Annotated in this window: 17 protein-coding genes and 1 tRNA gene; 12 read left to right on the top strand and 6 right to left on the bottom strand. The window is 67.2% G+C overall.

The window, feature by feature from the left end; genetic code table 11:
• Positions 1–228 precede the first annotated feature (228 nt).
• The 3 genes from DM992_RS16790 (at position 229) to DM992_RS16780 (ending at position 4,761) form a co-directional block, all read left to right on the top strand.
• Positions 229–2,538, top strand: a complete 2,310-nt coding sequence (locus DM992_RS16790) for a DNA translocase FtsK (protein WP_111017626.1) — start codon at positions 229–231, stop codon at positions 2,536–2,538.
• 46 nt (positions 2,539–2,584) lie between these two features.
• On the top strand, positions 2,585–3,274 hold the full coding sequence (lolA, locus tag DM992_RS16785; protein ID WP_111017625.1) for an outer membrane lipoprotein chaperone LolA: 690 nt from the start codon (positions 2,585–2,587) through the stop codon (positions 3,272–3,274).
• Positions 3,275–3,450: 176 nt separating this feature from the next.
• Positions 3,451–4,761 carry a replication-associated recombination protein A gene (locus DM992_RS16780; protein ID WP_111017624.1) on the top strand — a complete coding sequence of 437 codons (1,311 nt, stop codon included), beginning with the start codon at positions 3,451–3,453 and terminating at the stop codon, positions 4,759–4,761.
• Between the two features lie 39 nt (positions 4,762–4,800).
• Here the strand turns inward: DM992_RS16780 and DM992_RS16775 are convergent, their stop codons facing one another.
• Positions 4,801–5,070 carry a DUF2164 domain-containing protein gene (locus DM992_RS16775; RefSeq protein WP_111017623.1) on the bottom strand — a complete coding sequence of 90 codons (270 nt, stop codon included), beginning with the start codon at positions 5,068–5,070 and terminating at the stop codon, positions 4,801–4,803.
• 246 nt (positions 5,071–5,316) lie between these two features.
• On the opposite strand from DM992_RS16775, the gene serS reads away from it, so the two are divergent.
• The 3 genes from serS to DM992_RS16760 all read left to right on the top strand — a co-directional run bounded on the left by serS (position 5,317) and on the right by DM992_RS16760 (position 8,791).
• Positions 5,317–6,618: a serine--tRNA ligase gene (gene serS, locus DM992_RS16770; RefSeq protein WP_111017622.1), complete on the top strand. Its 1,302-nt coding sequence runs from the start codon at positions 5,317–5,319 to the stop codon at positions 6,616–6,618.
• Between the two features lie 116 nt (positions 6,619–6,734).
• Positions 6,735–6,825, top strand: a tRNA-Ser gene (locus tag DM992_RS16765).
• 430 nt (positions 6,826–7,255) lie between these two features.
• Complete coding sequence (locus DM992_RS16760; RefSeq protein ID WP_111017621.1) at positions 7,256–8,791, top strand: methyl-accepting chemotaxis protein; 1,536 nt, start codon at positions 7,256–7,258, stop codon at positions 8,789–8,791.
• A 114-nt stretch (positions 8,792–8,905) separates the two neighbouring features.
• Here DM992_RS16760 and DM992_RS16755 read toward each other — a convergent pair whose 3' ends face one another.
• Positions 8,906–10,066, bottom strand: a complete 1,161-nt coding sequence (locus DM992_RS16755) for an alkane 1-monooxygenase (protein WP_111017620.1) — start codon at positions 10,064–10,066, stop codon at positions 8,906–8,908.
• A 516-nt stretch (positions 10,067–10,582) separates the two neighbouring features.
• On the opposite strand from DM992_RS16755, the gene DM992_RS16750 reads away from it, so the two are divergent.
• From DM992_RS16750 to DM992_RS43405, 5 genes are all read left to right on the top strand, one after another.
• Complete coding sequence (locus DM992_RS16750) at positions 10,583–11,245, top strand: GNAT family N-acetyltransferase (protein ID WP_239511339.1); 663 nt, start codon at positions 10,583–10,585, stop codon at positions 11,243–11,245.
• A 158-nt stretch (positions 11,246–11,403) separates the two neighbouring features.
• The gene (gene minC / locus DM992_RS16745) at positions 11,404–12,183 is read left to right on the top strand and encodes a septum site-determining protein MinC (RefSeq protein ID WP_111017619.1); all 780 of its coding nucleotides are present in this window, start codon (positions 11,404–11,406) and stop codon (positions 12,181–12,183) included.
• A 59-nt stretch (positions 12,184–12,242) separates the two neighbouring features.
• On the top strand, positions 12,243–13,058 hold the full coding sequence (minD, locus tag DM992_RS16740; RefSeq protein ID WP_034182973.1) for a septum site-determining protein MinD: 816 nt from the start codon (positions 12,243–12,245) through the stop codon (positions 13,056–13,058).
• A gap of 12 nt (positions 13,059–13,070) precedes the next feature.
• On the top strand, positions 13,071–13,325 hold the full coding sequence (gene minE, locus DM992_RS16735) for a cell division topological specificity factor MinE (protein ID WP_006476634.1): 255 nt from the start codon (positions 13,071–13,073) through the stop codon (positions 13,323–13,325).
• A gap of 156 nt (positions 13,326–13,481) precedes the next feature.
• On the top strand, positions 13,482–13,883 hold the full coding sequence (locus tag DM992_RS43405) for a YXWGXW repeat-containing protein (RefSeq protein ID WP_111017960.1): 402 nt from the start codon (positions 13,482–13,484) through the stop codon (positions 13,881–13,883).
• 116 nt (positions 13,884–13,999) lie between these two features.
• On the opposite strand, the gene DM992_RS16725 is transcribed toward DM992_RS43405, so the two are convergent.
• The gene (locus DM992_RS16725; RefSeq protein ID WP_111017618.1) at positions 14,000–15,559 is read right to left on the bottom strand and encodes a chloride channel protein; all 1,560 of its coding nucleotides are present in this window, start codon (positions 15,557–15,559) and stop codon (positions 14,000–14,002) included.
• A gap of 170 nt (positions 15,560–15,729) precedes the next feature.
• Here DM992_RS16725 and waaC point away from each other — a divergent pair, with 170 nt between their 5' ends.
• A complete protein-coding gene (waaC, locus tag DM992_RS16720) occupies positions 15,730–16,728 on the top strand; it encodes a lipopolysaccharide heptosyltransferase I (RefSeq protein ID WP_111017617.1) in 999 nt (332 codons plus the stop codon).
• Between the two features lie 18 nt (positions 16,729–16,746).
• Here the strand turns inward: waaC and DM992_RS16715 are convergent, their stop codons facing one another.
• The 3 genes from DM992_RS16715 to DM992_RS16700 all read right to left on the bottom strand — a co-directional run bounded on the left by DM992_RS16715 (position 16,747) and on the right by DM992_RS16700 (position 19,127).
• Positions 16,747–16,926 carry a hypothetical protein gene (locus DM992_RS16715; RefSeq protein WP_034182977.1) on the bottom strand — a complete coding sequence of 60 codons (180 nt, stop codon included), beginning with the start codon at positions 16,924–16,926 and terminating at the stop codon, positions 16,747–16,749.
• A gap of 104 nt (positions 16,927–17,030) precedes the next feature.
• Positions 17,031–18,341: an MFS transporter gene (locus DM992_RS16710; RefSeq protein ID WP_111017616.1), complete on the bottom strand. Its 1,311-nt coding sequence runs from the start codon at positions 18,339–18,341 to the stop codon at positions 17,031–17,033.
• Positions 18,342–18,635: 294 nt separating this feature from the next.
• Positions 18,636–19,127, bottom strand: a complete 492-nt coding sequence (locus DM992_RS16700; RefSeq protein WP_204356093.1) for an energy transducer TonB — start codon at positions 19,125–19,127, stop codon at positions 18,636–18,638.
• Positions 19,128–19,356: the final 229 nt, after the last annotated feature.

Below are 19,356 nucleotides of genomic sequence, written 5' to 3'. Positions count from 1 at the left end.
CGAACGAGAGTTTCAATCGTGGCGATAGCGTTTCGCGGCGAGCCTCCCGCGCCGGCGCGGCGGGTCGGGCGGGCGGCTGGCTCGCGGTGGTGCGTTGTCGCAGGCCCGGTTCGGCACCCCGTCTCCGTTATGTAACCGTCATTTACACTTGGCGGCCCGGTGCAGCGTTTACAATAAGCGCGATCGAACGACAGGCGGGCGCACGGCCCGTCCTCTTTATACGGATTCATGGCAAAAGCTCCTTATTCCGCCCAGGCACAGGCGTTGCCGCACCGGATGTCGAAGCTCCTCACGGAGATCCGCTGGATTCTCCAGGTCGCGCTCTGCGCATTTCTGGTGATGGCCCTGCTGAGCTACAGCCGGCGCGATCCGAGCTGGACGCACGCCGCGCAGGTGGACCACATCTCGAACTGGGCCGGCCGCGTCGGCGCGTGGACAGCCGACATCATCCTGCTGCTGTTCGGGCTGTCGGCCTACTGGCTGGTCGTGCCGCTCGGGCGGCGCATCGCCGTCAACTACCGCCGCATCACGCGTCACGAGGCGATTCCCGACGAACCCGAGCGGCCGATCGGCTGGCTCACCGAGATCTTCGCGTTCGTGCTCGTCGTGCTGGCATGCGACGGCATCGAGGCGCTGCGCATGTGGTCGCTGAAGGTGCAGTTGCCGCGTGCGCCGGGCGGCGTCGTCGGCGAGGCCGTTGCCGGTGCGATGTCGCATGCGTTCGGTTTCACGGGCGGCACGCTGCTGCTGCTGATCGCGCTCGCGATCGGCCTGTCGCTGTATTTCCGCTTTTCGTGGCTGTCGGTCGCCGAGCGCGTCGGCGGCGCGATCCTGTCCGCCGTCAACGTCGCGAAGCTGCGCCGCGAGGCCGAGCGCGACCGCAAGCTCGGCGAGGCCGCGGCCGTGCGCCGCGAAGGCAAGGTCGAAGAGGAGCGCGTGCGCATCGAGGATCACGAACCCGTGACGATCGTGCCGCCGGTCGTCACGCCGGCGAAGTCCGAGCGCGTCGAGCGCGAGCGCCAGGTGCCGCTGTTCACCGACCTGCCGGGCGATTCGACGCTGCCGCCGGTGTCGCTGCTCGATCCCGCGCCGAAGACGCAGGAAGCGATTTCGGCCGATACGCTCGAATTCACGTCGCGCCTGATCGAGAAGAAGCTGAAGGATTTCGGCGTCGAGGCGAGTGTGGTTGCCGCGTATCCGGGCCCGGTCGTCACGCGCTACGAGATCGAGCCGGCCACCGGCGTGAAGGGCAGCCAGATCGTCAACCTCGCGAAGGATCTCGCGCGCTCGCTGTCGCTCGTGTCGATCCGCGTCGTCGAGACGATCCCCGGCAAGAACTACATGGCGCTCGAACTGCCCAACCAGCGCCGCCAGACCGTGCACCTGTCCGAGATCATCGGCTCCGAAGTGTATGCGGCCGCATCGTCGGCGCTGACGCTGAGCCTCGGCAAGGACATCGGCGGCAAGCCCGTATGCGCGGATCTCGCGAAGATGCCGCACCTGCTCGTCGCCGGCACGACCGGTTCGGGCAAGTCGGTCGGGATCAACGCGATGATCCTGTCGCTGCTGTACAAGGCGACCGCCGAGCAGGTGCGCCTGATCCTGATCGATCCGAAGATGCTCGAAATGAGCGTCTACGAAGGCATTCCGCACCTGCTGTGCCCGGTCGTCACCGACATGCGTCAGGCCGGCCATGCGCTGAACTGGACGGTCGCGGAGATGGAGCGCCGCTACAAGCTGATGAGCAAGCTCGGCGTGCGCAACCTCGCGGGCTACAACAACAAGATCGACGACGCGGCCAAGCGCGAGGAGAAGCTGCCGAACCCGTTCAGCCTCACGCCGGAAGATCCGGAGCCGCTCGGCCGGCTGCCGAACATCGTCGTCGTGATCGACGAGCTGGCCGACCTGATGATGGTCGTCGGCAAGAAGGTCGAGGAGCTGATCGCGCGGATCGCGCAGAAGGCGCGCGCGGCCGGCATCCACCTGATCCTTGCGACGCAGCGTCCGTCCGTCGACGTGATCACGGGCCTGATCAAGGCGAACGTGCCGACGCGGATCGCGTTCCAGGTGTCGTCGAAGATCGACTCGCGCACGATTCTCGACCAGATGGGCGCCGAATCGCTGCTCGGGATGGGCGACATGCTGTACCTGCCGCCTGGCAGCGGGCTGCCCGTGCGCGTGCACGGCGCGTTCGTCGGCGACGACGAAGTGCATCGCGTCGTCGAGAAGCTCAAGGAGCAGGGCGAGCCGAATTACGTCGAGGGCCTGCTCGAAGGCGGCACCGCCGACGGCGACGAGGGCTCGGCCGGCGCGGGAACCGGCGAAGGCGGCGGCGAGTCTGATCCGCTGTACGACCAGGCGGTCGAGATCGTCATCAAGAACCGCCGCGCGTCGATCTCGCTCGTGCAGCGGCATCTGCGGATCGGCTATAACCGCGCGGCGCGGCTGCTCGAGCAGATGGAGCAGTCGGGGCTCGTGTCGGCGATGTCGTCGAGCGGCAACCGCGAAATTCTTGTGCCGGCGCGCGACGCGGAATGAGTCCGCGGCGCCTGCGGCGCCGGCCACCCAGGGAGAAAACCGCAATATGCAGCAACATTCGTTCGCAATGTCTCTTCGTTCGATGCGGCGCTGGCTCGGTGCGGCGTTCGCCGGCGCATCGCTGATGCTCGCGGCGACGCACGCGTTCGCGGGCGGCACCGAGCAACTGAAGGCCTTCGTGTCGCAGGTGCGTTCGGCGAAGGGCGACTTCACGCAGCAGATCGTCAAGGCGCCGGCCAAGGGTGCGAGCGCCGCGCAGGCCGCGCCGAAGCCCACCGACAATTCGAGCGGCACGTTCGTGTTCGCGCGGCCGGGCAAGTTCATCTGGACGTACCAGAAGCCGTACCAGCAGGTGCTGCAGGCCGACGGCGACAAGCTCTATGTGTACGACCGCGACCTGAACCAGGTCACCGAGCGCAAGCTGAACGGCGCGCTGGGCGCGAGCCCCGCCGCTATCCTGTTCGGCAGCAACGATCTCGACAAGAGCTACACGCTGCGCGATGCGGGCGAGAAGGGCGGCATCGAATGGCTCGAGATGCTGCCGAAGGCGCAGGACACGCAATTCCAGCGGATCGGCATCGGCTTCCGGAACGGCACGCTCGCCGCGATGGAGCTGCATGACGTGTTCGGCAACGTCACGCTGCTGACGTTTACGAACATCCAGACGAATCCGCCGCTGAAGGGCGATACGTTCAAGTTCGTCGTGCCGAAGGGCGCCGACGTGATCAACGGCTGACCGGCGCCGCGCGCCGCTCTTCTGCAACGGGCCTGCCGGCGACGGCGGGCCCGTGTCGTTTCCGGGCGCGGGCACCGGGCGCGGGCACCGGGCGCGGCGGCGCCGTCGCACGGCTGTCATAATGTCGGGTCCGGCGGCCGGTTCGGTCGCCATTGTTTGATGTGGAGCGAGGGTTCATGTCCGACCTGTTTCAAGTCGAGCCGCGCCGGCCGCTCGCCGAGGCGCTGCGGCCGAAGACACTCGCCGAGGTGATCGGCCAGACGCATTTGCTGGGCGAAGGCAAGCCGCTGCGGCTCGCGTTCGAATCGGGCAAGCCGCATTCGATGATCCTGTGGGGGCCGCCCGGCGTCGGCAAGACGACGCTCGCGCGGCTCACCGCGCTCGCGTTCGACTGCGAGTTCATTGCGCTGTCCGCGGTGCTCGGCGGCGTGAAGGACATCCGCGAGTCGATGGAGCAGGCGAAGGACACGCTGAACCGCACCGGCCGCCACACCATCCTGTTCGTCGACGAGATCCACCGCTTCAACAAGGGGCAGCAGGATGCATTGCTGCCGTTCGTCGAGTCGGGGCTTGTGACCTTCATTGGCGCTACGACCGAGAACCCGAGCTTCGAGGTCAACTCGGCCTTGCTGTCGCGTGCGCAGGTGTACGTGCTGAAGTCGCTGAACGACGACGAGATGCGCCAGCTGCTGAAGCGCGCGCAGGAAATCGCGCTCGACGGCCTCGCGTTCGACGACAAGGCGATCGATACGCTGGTCGGTTATGCGGACGGCGACGCGCGGCGCTTCCTGAACCTGCTCGAGCAGGCGCAGACGGCGGCCTCGTCGGCCGGCGTCGCGACGATCGACGCCGAATTCGTCAGCAGTGCGATGACGCTGAACGCGCGGCGCTTCGACAAGGGTGGCGACAACTTCTACGACCAGATCTCGGCGCTGCACAAGTCGGTGCGCGGGTCGAGCCCCGACGGCGCGCTGTACTGGTTCTGCCGGATGATCGACGGCGGCGCGGATCCGAAGTATCTCGCGCGGCGCATCGTGCGGATGGCGTGGGAAGACATCGGCCTCGCCGATCCGCGCGCGCTGCAGATGGCGAACGATGCGGCCGAGACCTACGAGCGGCTCGGCTCGCCGGAAGGCGAACTCGCGCTCGGGCAGGCGGTGATCTATCTCGCATGCGCGGCGAAGAGCAACGCGGGCTACAACGCGTTCAACCAGGCGATGGCGTTCGTGAAGCAGGACAAGTCGCGCGAGGTGCCCGTGCATCTGCGCAACGCGCCGACCAAGCTGATGAAGGAACTCGGCTACGGCCACGCATATCGTTACGCACACGACGAACCGAATGCGTATGCGGCCGGCGAGACGTACCTGCCGGACGGGGTGCGCGAGCCGCACTGGTACAAGCCGGTACCGCGCGGGCTCGAATCGAAGATCGCCGACAAGCTCGCGTGGCTGCGCGAGCTCGACTGCGAGGCCGGCAAGAAGGACTGACGGGCGACGTACGGGCCGGCCGGCGCCGTTCCGAATGCGTCAGCGCTTGCGGCCCGGCTGCTGTTTCTTCCAGTACTCGAACGGCTCTTCGTGGCAGTCGATGTCGAGCTCGGCGACCCGTGCGTGCAGGCGTTCCTGCGCGTCGGCGATCGCGAGGTTGTAGATCGCGGGCGCGATCTCCTCGACGAAGAAGTGCAGCAGCGCGCCGGCCTGGATGTTGCCGATCGGCTCGTCCATGTTTTCTGTGAAATAGCGTTGCAGCGACGCGATTGCGCGGTCGCGTACATCCTTGTCCAGTTCGATGGCCATCGGGTTCCTTGAATGGCGGTGATGCGGAGGCGGGGGCGTCGTACGGCGCGTTGCGTGCGGCCGGTGCAGGCGTTTCGCCGTCCGCAACGGTTTGGCACAATGTGATGCTCTGGCCGCTGGAGCGAGCCGGCATGGCGATACTGCCACGACCGGCCGTTTTCGGGCATCGTCCATCAGGCCGGTGCCGTGGCGGCCGCGCGGTGCGTTAGAATTCCCGTCTCATACAACGATTTTCCAAGTCCTCCCATGCTCGACATCCAGTTGCTGCGCAAAGACCTCGACGGCGTCGCCAAGCGCCTCGCCGATCGCGGCTACACCCTCGACATCGCCGCGTTCTCCGCACTCGAAGCGGAACGCCGCGCGATCCAGACCCGCACCGAAGAGCTCCAGGCGCGCCGCAACAGCCTGTCGAAGCAGATCGGCGCGATGAAGGGGAAGGGCGAGGACACGTCGGCGGTGATGGCCGAGGTCGGCGGGATCGGCGACGAGATGAAGGCGGGAGAAGCCAAGCTCGGCGACATCCAGGCACGCCTGTCCGACCTGATGCTGGGCATGCCGAACATCGCGCACGAAAGCGTGCCGGTCGGCAACGACGAAGCCGACAACGTCGAGGCGCGCCGCTGGGGCACGCCGCGCCAGTTCGATTTCGAGGTGAAGGATCACGTCGATGTCGGCACGCCGCTCGGCCTCGATTTCGAGACGGGCGCGAAGCTCGCCGGCGCGCGCTTCACGATGCTGCGCGGCCCGATCGCACGCCTGCACCGCGCACTCGCGCAGTTCATGATCGACACGCACACGCAGCAGCACGGCTACACCGAGACGTACACGCCGTACATCGTGAACCCGGAGATTCTCTACGGCACGGGGCAGTTGCCGAAGTTCGTGGACGACATGTTCAGGGTCGAGAAGGGCGGCGCGGAGAACACGGTCACGCAATATCTGATCTCCACGTCCGAGATCTCGTTGACGAACACCGTGCGCGAGTCGATCGTCGACGCGTCCGCGCTGCCGATCAAGCTGACCGCGCATTCGCCGTGCTTCCGCTCGGAAGCCGGGTCGTACGGCCGCGACACGCGCGGGATGATCCGCCAGCACCAGTTCGACAAGGTCGAGATGGTGCAGGTCGTCGCGCCGGAAACGTCGTACGCGGCGCTCGACGAGATGGTCGGCCATGCGGAAGCGATCCTGCAGAAGCTCGGCCTGCCGTACCGCGTGATCACGCTGTGCACGGGCGACATGGGCTTCTCTGCCGCGAAGACGTTTGACCTCGAGGTGTGGCTGCCGGCGCAGAACACCTATCGCGAGATCTCGAGCTGCTCGAACACCGAGGCGTTCCAGGCGCGCCGGATGCAGGCGCGTTTCCGCAACGCGCAGGGCAAGCCCGAGCTCGTGCATACGCTGAACGGTTCGGGTCTCGCGGTCGGCCGTACGCTCGTCGCGGTGCTGGAGAACTACCAGAACGCGGACGGCTCGGTCACGGTGCCGGAAGTGCTGCGTCCGTACATGGGCGGCATGGAGCGGATCGACGCGCCTGCACAGGCGTCGTGAAATCGGCTGCCGAAGCACTCGCAAAAAAATTTGCGGAAAGGGCTTGTCAGCTCAGAAAAGATCGTTTTATAATCTTTTCTTTCCCGGACATGACCAACCGGGAAATGCAGTAAAACGGAGAGGTGGCAGAGTGGTCGAATGTACCTGACTCGAAATCAGGCGTACGGTTTCCCCGTACCGTGGGTTCGAATCCCACCCTCTCCGCCAGAACACGAAACCCCTTGATCCGGAAGGATCAAGGGGTTTTTCGTTTTGGGTCTGCGGCGCGATGTGTCGATTGCCGTTGCAGTGGCAACGGTTTTGGCCATCGGCACGTCGGACGTGCTGATGCGATGGCGACGAACTGCGCGCACGATCGTGTCGCGTGTTCGATGCGGCTGCGCTGCATGGCAAGCACCGCGACCCAATGACGAACCGACTGTCGAAAGCCCCGAAGGCTTTGCACTGCTGACTGCCATCATCGCAGTCGTGGACATCCGCGGCGCGCATCGTGCCGGCATGGCGCTGACGCTCGGCAATGCGGCGCCGGTCTTCGCCGCTTTCCTCTGCTTTAAGCCTTCTCGTCCCGCGCCGTTAACACGGTGCGGCGGCCGGCGCCCGTGCCGAGCCGCGACGTTCCCCGTCGATTCAAGGCCCCATGAAGCTGAGCTACAAGATTCCCCTCGCATTTGCCATCGCGCTGTTGCTGATGTTCGGTGGTGCGCTGTACGGCATCCACATCCTCAACCGGTCGATCGATACGTTCGCCGAAGACGTGCAGACGAACGTCGGAGACGAACGGCTCGTATCGGCCACGCTCGCGCAGTTCAAGCTGCAGGTGCAGGAATGGAAGGACACGCTGCTGCGCGGCAAGCAGCCCGACAAGCTCGACCGCTACTGGCAGGCGTTCCAGACGCGCGAGCGCACGGTCGATTCGCTCGCTGCCCAGCTCGTCCGTCGGTTGCCGCCCGGCGAGAGCCGCTCGCTCGTCGAGCAGTTCATGCGTGCGCACACGGCGATGGGCGACGGCTACCGGCGCGGCTTCGACGCGTTCAAGGCGGCCGGCTTCGAGCCGTCGGCCGGCGATGCCGCCGTCGCGGGCGTCGACCGCGAACCGGCGGCGCTGCTGGAGCGGGCCGCGAAGTCGATCGCCGACGAGAGCGCCGCCGTGTCGGCGCAAGCGAGCCGCGACGCACAGCGCGCGACCACTGCGAGCCTCGCGCTGATGCTGGTCGTGCTCGGTGTCGCGATGGTCGGCGCGTACCTGTTCAGCCGCGCGATCCTGCGTCCGCTCGACCGTGCGGTGGCGTGCGCGCAGGCGGTCGCCGGCGGCGACCTGACGCGCGACGTCGACGCGACCGGCCACGACGAGATCGCCGATCTGCTGCGTGCGTTGCAGACGATGCAGGCGAGCCTGTCGGGCGTCGTGCTCGAAGTGCGGACGCATGCCGAAGCCGTCGCGACGGCGAGCGCGCAGATCGCGTCGGGCAATCACGATCTGTCGTCGCGCACCGAGTCGCAGGCCGCGTCGCTCGCGGAGACGACGGCCAGCATGACCGAACTGACGGGCATCGTGCGCCAGTCGGCCGAGCACGCGCAGCACGCGGCGCAGCTTGCGCGCGACGCGTCGAATATCGCGTCCGCGGGCGGCGGCGTGATGACGGACGCCGTCCACACGATGAGCGGCATCGCCGACAGCGCGGCAAAGGTCGGCGAAATCATTGCGGTGATCGACGGCATTGCATTCCAGACCAACATCCTCGCGCTGAACGCGGCCGTCGAGGCGGCCCGTGCGGGCGAGCAGGGGCGCGGCTTCGCGGTCGTCGCGGCCGAGGTGCGCACGCTCGCGCAGCGCAGCGCGTCGGCTGCGAAGGAGATCAAGGGGCTCATCGAGCAATCGACGCAGCGGGTCGACGAGGGTGCCGTGCTGATCCGCCGCGCGGGCGAATCGATTCACGAGATCGTCGGCGCGGTGCAGCGCGTCACGACGATCGTCGGCGAGATTTCGTCGGCGTCGCAGGAGCAGAGCGGCGGCATCCAGCAGGTGAACGTCGCAGTTACGCAGATGGACGAAGCGACGCAGCGCAACGCGGCACTCGTCGAGCAGGCCACGGCCGCGACGCAGGCGCTGGCCGAGCAGGCGAGCGCGCTGCGGCATGCGGTGGCCGTGTTCAGGCTGCCGGAAACGGCATGACGGCGTGGCTGTCGCGCCGGGTTCCGAAGGAACCGGTTGCCGGCGCGGCGCAGGCTTTCAGCGGCGCGCGCCGTGGCGAGCGCGCACCGACGCCCGCCGGCCCGCCATCCGCAATTACGCCGCGGCCGGAAACTGCGCGAGCACCCTGTCGCGAATCGACGGCTTGATGTTCGATTGCGCCATGTCGCCGCCGTAGTGCGCGACGACGCGCGGATTCATCACGCGATACCAGAGCGGCGGCACGTACGCGAACAGGATCATCGTCGCGTAGCCGGCCGGCAGTTGCGGCGAGTCGTCGAAGTGGCGCAGCGCCTGGTACGAGCGCGTCGGATTCGCGTGATGGTCGGCGTGCCGCTGCAACTGGTACAGGAACAGGTTGGTGACGACGTGATTGCTGTTCCACGAATGCTGCGGCGTGCAGCGTTCGTAGCGGCCGCTCGGCAGCTTGCGGCGGCCGAGCCCGTAGTGCTCGACGTAGTTCACCACTTCGAGCAGCGACGCGCCGTAGACGGCCTGGATCACGAGGAACGGGATCACGACCTTGCCGGCCATCGCGATCGCGACGCCCCACACGACGACGGTCATCGCCCATGCGTGCAGCACCTCGTTGCGCCAGGTCCACGGCGAATGCCCGAGCCGCTCGAGGCGTGCTTTTTCGAGCCGCCACGCCGAGCGGATGCTGCCGGTCACGGTGCGCGGCAGGAATGCCCAGAACGACTCGCCGTAGCGTGCGCTCGCCGGATCCTCGGCCGTCGCGACGCGCACGTGGTGGCCGCGGTTGTGCTCGACGTAGAAGTGGCCGTACGCGACCGGCGCGAGCGTGATCTTCGCGAGCCAGCGTTCGAAGCGGTTCGTCTTGTGCCCGAGCTCGTGCGCGGTATTGATCGAGATGCCCGTCGCGGCGCCGAGCGACAGCGCGAAGCCGACGTAGTCGTACCACGCGAGCGCATGCGTGCCGACGATCCATACGCACATGAAGAATGCAACATACTCGACGAGCGTCGCGAGATAGACGATGAACCGGTAATAGCGCTCCCGTTCGAGATGCGGCACGACGGCTTCGGGCGGATTGTCGCGATCGTCGCCGATCAGCGTGTCGAGGATCGGGATCACGCCGAACGCGAACAGCGGACCGAACCACCAGAACACGTGAAGACCCGTCGACAGCGCAAGCTGGGCGGAGAGGATCGGCAGCGTGATCGTCAACGCGCCGAGCAGCCACAGGTAACGCTTGCCATCCGACCAGCCCGAAGCCGATCCGTCGGTCATTGCCATTGTCTCCCTCCAGTCGGCCGGCCCGGTGGGCGACCGCATGCACGGTTGTTCGAATCCTCGTTGGCCCGCGATACGCGAGGTGGCGCCGGATCGTCGCCCGGTTCTGCCTGTTATACGACCCGTGCGCACGCTTTCCAAACCCCGGCGCTAGGCGCAAGGCTCCAAACGGAGCGCCGTGTGCGACGCATGCGGGGAAGGGCCGGCGCGCTCCGATTGAAACATGCCGGGGAGGCCGGATCGGCCGCGTGATCCGCGTGTTTATCAGATGATTGGCGCGTGTGGCGCGGCGCGGGTATCGCCTCGCGGGCTCGCAACGAATGTTGCGTCGCAATAAGCGAAATGGGGCTGGTATCGGCAGGGCGCCTGTATCGGCTACATATGTTACGGATCATTACGGTCTTCGGGACGAGATGCAAAGCACCCGAAACGCGTCTGCCGCGTGTCGCAAGGCGAACGAAGCGACGCATCGAACGAAGAGGCTGCGGCAGCCGTTCGTCGACACGCGTCGATACGCCGATGCTGCACCTGCACACCGGTTGGTACACGCCGGCGGCGACGGCGCCTGTCGTCTTTCGATTCGCGCCGCCGTTTGAAAATAACGATTTGACTCATGCCCCGCTTTCGGTTGAAGCTACTAGCTTGCTGTCCGAAGGGGGCTGTGCCTGCATGAGTTCGACCTTGACCGTTCGTCGTATCGTTGCCGACCAGGGCGGCGTGTATCGCGAACTCCGCGCCGCATCGCTGCGTGAGCCCTACGCACCCGGCGAAGCGCCGGAGGCCGAATTGCTGAACGTCGAAACGGACGCAGCGTCGGCGATTGCCGCGCAGCGTGCCGTGTCCGACGAGTCGACGACTTTCCTGCTGTACACCGAAGGCCATCCGGCCGGCATGATCGGCGCGTATTTCGACAACACGCCCGATCGGCGCGCGTTCGTCAGCGAGCTGTGGGTCGCGCACGCGGTGCGTCACCTGCGCGGCGGTGTGCTGCTGCTGGAAACGGCCACCGCGTGGCTCGCCGAGCGCGGCGCCCAGGAGGTCTATGCATGGATCGCCGATGCGAACCGCAACGCGATCCGTTTCTACGAGCGCGCGGGTTTCGGCAACACCGGCGAACACGCGCCGATCGCGCGGATGCCCGGCGCGATGAAATCGCTGTTCGTGTCGCAAGTGAAGCACTGACGTGACGCCCGCGCGGCGCGATGAAGGTCTGGTCGCCCGCTTGCCTGCCCGCCTGCCGGTTGCGCGCCCGCCCGGGCCATCGCAACCCTGTGTCCCAAAAATAATGGCCGCGCGCGTGGACGCCTGTAAAATACGCAAAAAATTTTTGCAGAGTGTCCATGTCGCTTAAAAAATCGCCATTCTTCGAGCTGCGCAGCGGATCGGTCGATACGTTGCTGTTCACCGTGAAGACGACCGATCTCGACGCGTTGCGTGCCGAACTGGTCAAGCGCTTCGAAGCGACTCCCGAGTTTTTTGCCGATGATGTCGTCGTGATCGACGTCCGCCGTCTGGCGGAGGGCGAGCGCGTCGCGCTGGCCGATATCCGCCAGATGCTGAACGACGTGCGGATGCGTCCGGTGGGCGTGGTCGCATCGGCAACGCAGGGCTGGGCGGGGGAAGCCGGCCTGCCGTTGCTCGAGGCGCGCGATCGCCGTGCGCCGGCCGCGAAGCCGGCCGAGGGCTCGGAAGCGTCGGCGGTCGCCGAGGCCGTCGTCGCTGCAGCAGCCGCGGCGGCGCCCGAGCAGGCGTCCGAGCCGGCGCCGGCGTCGAACCAGACGGGCGGACAGACGCTCGTGATCGACCGGCCGTTGCGTTCGGGGCAGCAGATTTACGCGAAAGGAGACCTCGTGGTGCTCGCGCCGGTCAGTCACGGCGCAGAAATCATCGCGGAAGGCAATATCCACATCTACGCGCCGTTGCGCGGCCGCGCACTCGCGGGCGTGCACGGCAATCACGACGCGCGCATTTTCTGCACGTGTCTCGAACCGGAACTGATTTCGATCGCGGGTATCTATCGAACCACCGAGAACCCGTTGCCCGCCGAAGTACTGGGCAAAGCGGTGCAGATCCGGCTCGAAGAGGAAAAACTGATGATCGAACCGCTGCGCCTGACGTAATTCACGCGGTGCGCGCCGGATCGATCGGCTCTCATTGACGAACACAGGGTATTGGGTAAATGGCAAAAATCATCGTGGTGACCTCGGGCAAGGGCGGCGTGGGCAAGACGACGACGAGCGCGAGCTTTGCGTCCGGTATCGCGCTGCGCGGCCACAAGACAGCCGTGATCGACTTCGACGTCGGCCTGCGCAACCTCGATCTCATCATGGGCTGCGAGCGGCGCGTGGTGTACGACCTCGTGAACGTGATCCAGGGCGAAGCGAACCTGAACCAGGCGCTGATCAAGGACAAGAAGTGCGAGAACCTGTTCATCCTGCCGGCGTCGCAGACGCGCGACAAGGATGCGCTGACGCGCGACGGCGTCGAGAAAGTGCTGAACGACCTGGTCGCGATGGACTTCGAATACATCGTCTGCGATTCGCCGGCCGGTATCGAGGCCGGCGCGCTGCACGCGATGTACTTCGCGGACGAAGCGCTGATCGTCACGAACCCGGAAGTGTCGTCGGTGCGCGACTCGGACCGCATTCTCGGCATCCTGTCGTCGAAGACGAAACGCGCGACCGAAGGCAAGGATCCGATCAAGGAACACCTGCTGATCACGCGCTACAGCCCGAAGCGCGTGAGCGAAGGCGAGATGCTGTCGCTCGAGGACATCAGCGAGATCCTGCGCATCAAGCTGATCGGCGTGGTGCCCGAGTCGGAAGCCGTGCTGCACGCGTCGAACCAGGGCCTGCCGGCCGTGCACATCGACGGCACCGACGTCGCCGAAGCGTACAAGGATGTCGTCGCGCGCTTCCTCGGCGAGGACAAGCCGCTGCGCTTCACCGATTACCAGAAGCCGGGCCTGCTGCAGCGCCTCTTCGGCAGCAAGTAACGGAGGCCGCCCATGTCCATCCTTTCGTTTCTCCTCGGCGAGAAGAAGAAGTCCGCATCGGTCGCGAAGGAGCGCCTGCAGCTCATCATCGCGCACGAACGGGTCGGCGGCCGGCCGCCGGCCGACTACCTGCCGGCTCTGCAGAAGGAGCTCGTCGCGGTCATCTCGAAGTACGTCCATATTTCCGACGATGACATCCGCGTGAGCCTCGAGCGCCAGGACGATCTCGAAGTCCTCGAAGTGAAGATCGAGATTCCGCAAGCCTGACGCTTGCCTGTCCCTCCGCACGGCGGCACCCGCCGCCGTGCGCGTCTTACGCCCTGTTGCACTTTCGGGCACGCCGTAACAAGGCGTCTGTCGGCCGTTATCGGTCCTCCCGCATTGAACGAATACTCGCGTTACTTGTTCAACCAGGAGGTTGTGATGGCTGTCTCTACCGTTCACCGTCGTATCGTTTCGCTCGCGCTGTTTGCCGCGGGCCTGTCAGCCGTCGTCGCACCGTTTGCCGCGCATGCGGACGAGATTCTCGTCGGCGCACCCGTGATCGCGCCGCAGGGCCGCGTGGTCGTCGCCGAGCCGGTCGCCGTGCGTACCGAGGAAATCGTCGTCGTCGCGCCGAATGCGCCGCCGCCCGTGCGCTACGAGGTCCTGCCGACGGCGCGGGTGGGCTATGTGTGGGAGCGCGGCCACTGGCACTGGGACCATGGGCGCTACGTGTGGATCGGCGGTCACTGGGAAGCCGAGCGCGTCGGCATGCACTGGGTGCCGGGCCACTGGGATCAGCGCGGTCCGAACTGGTTCTGGACCCGCGGCCACTGGGCGTGACGGAGGCGTGTGATGAAAAGAACCGCAATCGCCATCGCGCTCGTCGCGATCACGCTGGCCGGGTGCATCGTCGTGCCGGCGCGGCCCGTCTACTACCGGCCGGCACCCGTCGTGATTTACTGAGCGTCGCGCGAGCCGGGCTGCGCCGGGGCGTGCGTACCGGGCGCCGCCGGCCCAGCGTCGTGCGTTGCCGTCGCGTGTGCCGCATGTTCGCCCGGCGCAGCGTCGGCCGGCGCGTCGGTGCCTTCGTCGCGCAGCGTGTCGAGCGGATCGGCGGGCGCGGCGGTCGCATCCTGCGGCTCGGTGACGCCGGTCGTCGTCGCGGCACCCGCTGCGGTGGCCGCGGCCGGTTCCGCGGTCGCAGCGGGCGGCGCGAGATAGCGCTGGGCGAGCGTTTCGTAGAGCGGCGGCGCGAAAAAGCGCGACACGCGGCTCGACACCAGCGCGGTGGCCATCAGCGAAATCACGAGCGCGTGGCCGTTGATCATCTCCATCACGATCACGAACGACGTGATCGGCGACTGCGTGACGGCCGCAAGATAGCCGACCATCGCGAGCGCGATCAGCATCGGCAGGCTCATGTTGCCGAACACGACGTGCAGCAGGTTGCCGAACCCGGCGCCGATCGACAGCGACGGCGCGAAGATCCCGCCCGGGATGCCCGGCAGGTACGACGCGACCATCGACACCATTTTCAGGAACGGATAGAACACCGACAACTGCTCGCGGCCGTCGAGCAGGCCGCGCGCCTCGGCATAGCCGCTGCCGAACGTCGTGCCGCCCGACACGAGGCCGACGACGGCGATCACGAAGCCGCACAGCGCGGCGAACGCAATCGGCCGCTCGCGATACAGGCCGAGCAGTTGCGCGGGCAGCCAGCGCCCCGTATTGAGCAGCAGCCAGCAGAACAGGCCGCCCGCGATGCCCGTCACGATCGCGGTGACCAGCACCGCGAGCGCCAGCAGCTTCGGAAAATGGAGGCCGGCATCGATCGTGCCGAAATACGTGTAGTTGCCGTTCAGGCCGAGTGCGACGACGCCGGCGAGGATGATCGCGGTGATCAGCACGCCGCTGGCGCGCGCGGAGAAGCTGCGCGTCAGTTCCTCGATCGCGAACACGATCCCGGCGAGCGGCGTATTGAACGCGGCCGACAGCCCGGCCGCCGCGCCGGCCAGCACCAGCTGGCGTTCGATCTGCGCATTCGAGCGCGGGTAGAAGCGCCGCAGGTTGAACATCAGCGCCGCGCCGACCTGCACGGTCGGCCCCTCGCGACCGATCGTGAAGCCGCCCAGGATGCCCAGGAACGAGATCAGCACCTTGCCGAACAGGATGCGCAGCGTCAGCAGCCGGGCGCCGAACGCACTCGGGCGCGCATGCAGCGTCGCGATCACCTGCGGGATGCCGCTGCCCTCTGCGCCGCGGAAGAACCGGCGCGTGATCCACGCCGACAGGGCGGCGATCGCCGGCGTCAGCAGCAGCGGCAGCCACGCGGCGTGATCGCGCATCGTGCGGAACGTCTCGTAGCCCCAGTCGATCAGCCGCGCGTAGAGCACGGCCGCGAGGCCGACGACGATCGCGCCGAGCCAGAAAACGCCATACTGGCGCCAGATTCGCAGCGAGTGGCGGGTGAGAGCGGGAAACAGCGCGGGACGGGCAGGAGGGGCGGGGCGGGGCATCGACGCGGGCCGGAAGGCAAAGACCGGATTATAAAAAGAACCGGATGCGGGCGGGGGACGACAAAAATTCACAAAGGAGACGCATTTTGTTACAAACGTAATGTCGAAGTAATGTTCGCGCACGGCAACCGTCGCTAGCATGCCGAAATGGTCGTGAATCCCCACATATCGTGAAACGCATCCTCATCGTAAAAGTGACGTCGCTCGGCGACGTCGTCCAGACGCTGCCTGTCGTCGCGGACCTGCATCACGCCTTTCCCGGCGTGACGGTCGATTGGGCCGTCGACGAATCGTGCGCCGAGGTCGTGCGCTGGCACCCGGGCGTGAGCGCCGTCCTGTGCGCACCGCTGCGCCGCTTCAAGAAACTTCGGAATGCCGGCGACCTGAAGGCGATCTCGGCGTCGATCGGCGCGTTGCGTGCGCACCGCTACGATGCCGTCATCGACCTGCACGGCGTCTACAAGAGCGCGATCATTGCCGCGCTGGCGCGCGCCGCGCGCCGCTTCGGCTACCAGACGCAGGATCTCGGCGAAACGGGCGCACGCTTCGCGTATTCGCATCGCTTCGGCCCGCGGCCGGACTGCGACGCGTGGCACGGGATGCGCGTGAGCGCCGGCGAGGCGCTCGGCTACGTGCCCGAAGGCGTCGCCACGTACGGCATCGTCGCGCCGCAGGACGCGAGCCCGCCGGCCGCCGTGACCGACGGCGCGCCGTTCATGCTGCTGTTCCATGCGACGTCCAATCCCGACAAGAAATGGCCGGCCGACCACTGGGCCGCGCTCGCCACGCAGATGATGGCGCGCGGCGTGCGCGTGCTGGTGCCGTGGGGATCGGCTGCCGAGCATGCCGACGCGCAGGACATCGCCGCGCGCGCGCCGGGCGCGATCGTACTGCCCGCGATGACCGTGCGCGAACTCGGTGCGGCGCTCGGCCGGGCCGCGCTCGTGGTGGGGGTCGATACGGGGTTCGTGCATATGGCGCACGCGCTGCAGCGGCCGACCGTGATGATTTTCGTCGCGACGTCACGCCACCATTGCGGCATCGGCGGTGCACCGAATGCACTGTCGATCGGCGAGCCGGGCACGATTCCGTCCGTCGAGCAGGCGCTCGACGCGATCGACACGGTCGCCCCTGCCTATGGCGCGCTGCGCGCGCGGCTGACTGCCTGACGCAGCGGGGCAGCCGGTTCAGGCGAGCAGCGCCTCGACCGTGATGACGGCGGCGATGGCCGCCAGATTCGCCAGCAGCGCCTCGAACACGAGGCCGCGCCATGTCTTCGGCCGGAAGCGCAGCGCGAGCAGCAGCGCGCCACCCAGCGCGAGCGCGAGGATCAGGACGAGATCGGCATTGCCGAGGCGGATGTTCATGGCGGCGGCTCCTTCGGGGCGGGATCCGGGGGGCGCGCAGCGGCGCGCCCAGGATCGAGTATAGGTAGCGCTGGTCGCCGCACAACCCGGGCCGCCCCGGGGTCTCAGACGAGCGACGCGTCGCGCGTTTCGCGCATCAGCAGCACGCCGACCAGGCTGATCGCCGCCGCAACCGAAACGTAGCCGCCAACCCATGACAGCCCGCCGCGCGCAGCCAGCAGTTGCGCGATATACGGCGCGATCGACGCGCCGAGAATCCCGCCGAGGTTGTACGCGACGCCCGCGCCCGTGTAGCGGACGTTGGTCGGGAACAGTTCCGGCAGCAATGCGCCCATCGGCGCGAACGTCACGCCCATCAGGAACAGCTCGATCGTCAGGAACAGCGCGACGAGCGGCATCGAGCCGCTGCCGAGCAGCGGTTCCATCGCGAAACCCGACAGCAGCGCGGCGATCGCGCCGACGACGAGCACCGGCTTGCGGCCGAAACGGTCCGACGCCCACGCGGAAAGCGGCGTCGCGAGCCCCATGAACACGACCGCGAAACACAGCAGGCCGAGGAAGCTCTGGCGCGGAATATGCAACGCCGACACGCCGTACGACAGCGAGAACACCGTCGAGATGTAGAACAGCGTGTAGCAGACGACCATCGCGAGCGCGCCGAGCAGCGTCGGCTGCCAGTGTTGCGTGACGAGCGTCGCGACCGGCACGCGCACGCGCTCGTTGCGGTCGAGCGCCGCCTGGAACGCGGGCGTTTCGGTGATCTTGAGCCGCACGTACAGGCCGAGCGCGACGAGCACCGCGCTGACCAGGAACGGGATGCGCCAGCCCCAGCTGCGGAACTGCTCGTCGGACAGCGACAGCGCGAGCGCGAAGAACAGCCCGTTCGACATCAGGAAGCCGACCGAGGGCCCGAGCTGCGGGAACATCCCGAACCAGCCGCGCTTGCCCTGCGGCGCGTGCTCGGTCGCGAGCAGCGCCGCGCCGCCCCATTCGCCCCCGAGGCCGATCCCCTGGCCGAAGCGCAGCACGCACAGCAGCACCGGCGCGAGCGTGCCGATCGCGTCGTAGCCGGGCACGAAGCCGATCGCGGTGGTGGACACGCCCATCACGAGCAGCGACGCGACGAGCGTCGATTTGCGGCCGATGCGGTCGCCGAAATGCCCGAACAGGAACGAGCCGATCGGGCGTGCGATGAACGCGATGCCGAACGTGACGAATGCGGACAGCGCCTGCGCGGTCGCGGAGCCGTGCGGGAAGAAGACGGGGCCGATCACGAGCGCGGCGGCCGTCGCGTACACGTAGAAATCGTAGAACTCGATCGCGGTGCCGATGAAGCTCGCGAACACGATGCGCCGGTGGCTGACGGCGCCGGCCGAACCGGTTGCGAGTGCAACGGTCGGGGAGGATGCGGACATGGATGTCTCCGTTTTGTCGTTGGGGCGGTCGGCCGTGCGTGCGTCCGGGCAGGCGGACGCCTGCCGACGGGCAGCCGAGCGGATGATGCGGTGGCGGTGTGGACGCGCGCCGTGGCGCGAACGTCACCCGCCGGTCGACGAAGGAGACGGGTATGTCGCCGCCGCCCGATGCCGGCGTGGTCGGCTCGCGTGCCGGATGGGGCGCGCGAACGCGCGCGCGGCGTGATGGTCGCGCGATTGCGGAAAATTATAGCCAGCGCCGCAGCACACCGGCAATCGCGGCGCGGCGGGCGGTCAGTCGAGCGATTGCGCCTGCGCGGACGCAGTGCTTTGCAACTGGAAGTGGCCGTCGTCGTTGAAGAGCCAGCCTTCCATCATTTCGATCTGGCCGTTGCCGTCGAGCAGTCGCGATGGCGGCGCCGGCAGCGGCGCCGAGCGGCGCAGCGACGCGAGCGCGAGCGCTTCCGCCTCGCTGTCGCCGTTGCTGCGATAGACGGAGGCGTTGACGAGGCGGCCGTTGCGATCGACGGTGAATGCGACGACGACGAGCGAGCGGAGCATCGCCTGCGGTGTGCCGTGCAGGACGCCGGACGGATTGCGTTCGGCAACGCGTTGCGCGATCTCGACGCGATACTGGGCGCGGCTCGCGCTGCGCGTGATCGATGGAATCGTCAGGACCGAGTGCAGCGACGGCGGCGGCGTGATCGTGCATGCGGCAAGCATGGCGACGACGGCCAGCGCAGCAGCACGCAGCCGGTCGACGCGCGGAGTAAGAACGGGGCGCATGGGAGATAGCCGGAAGTGACTATAAAAAAATGATAGGCGTACGCACGCAAGCCGATATCGGGAGAAACGCATAGCGCGCGACGCCGGATGTTGCGATCGCTGATGACGACGGCCGGACGCCGCACCGCGCGTCGCGACGTGACGTGACATGTGACAGCGCGCCCGACCGGCCCGCGTTGCGGCAGCGCGTGCGCATGCCCGCGCCCATGTTGCAGGTTTGAAAGTTTGA

This window comes from Burkholderia sp. JP2-270, from assembly GCF_003233675.1.
GTDB lineage: Bacteria > Pseudomonadota > Gammaproteobacteria > Burkholderiales > Burkholderiaceae > Burkholderia > Burkholderia pyrrocinia_C.
The sequence above is the reverse complement of the archived record's forward strand: the minus strand, read 5'-3'. Positions and strand labels throughout refer to the sequence as shown.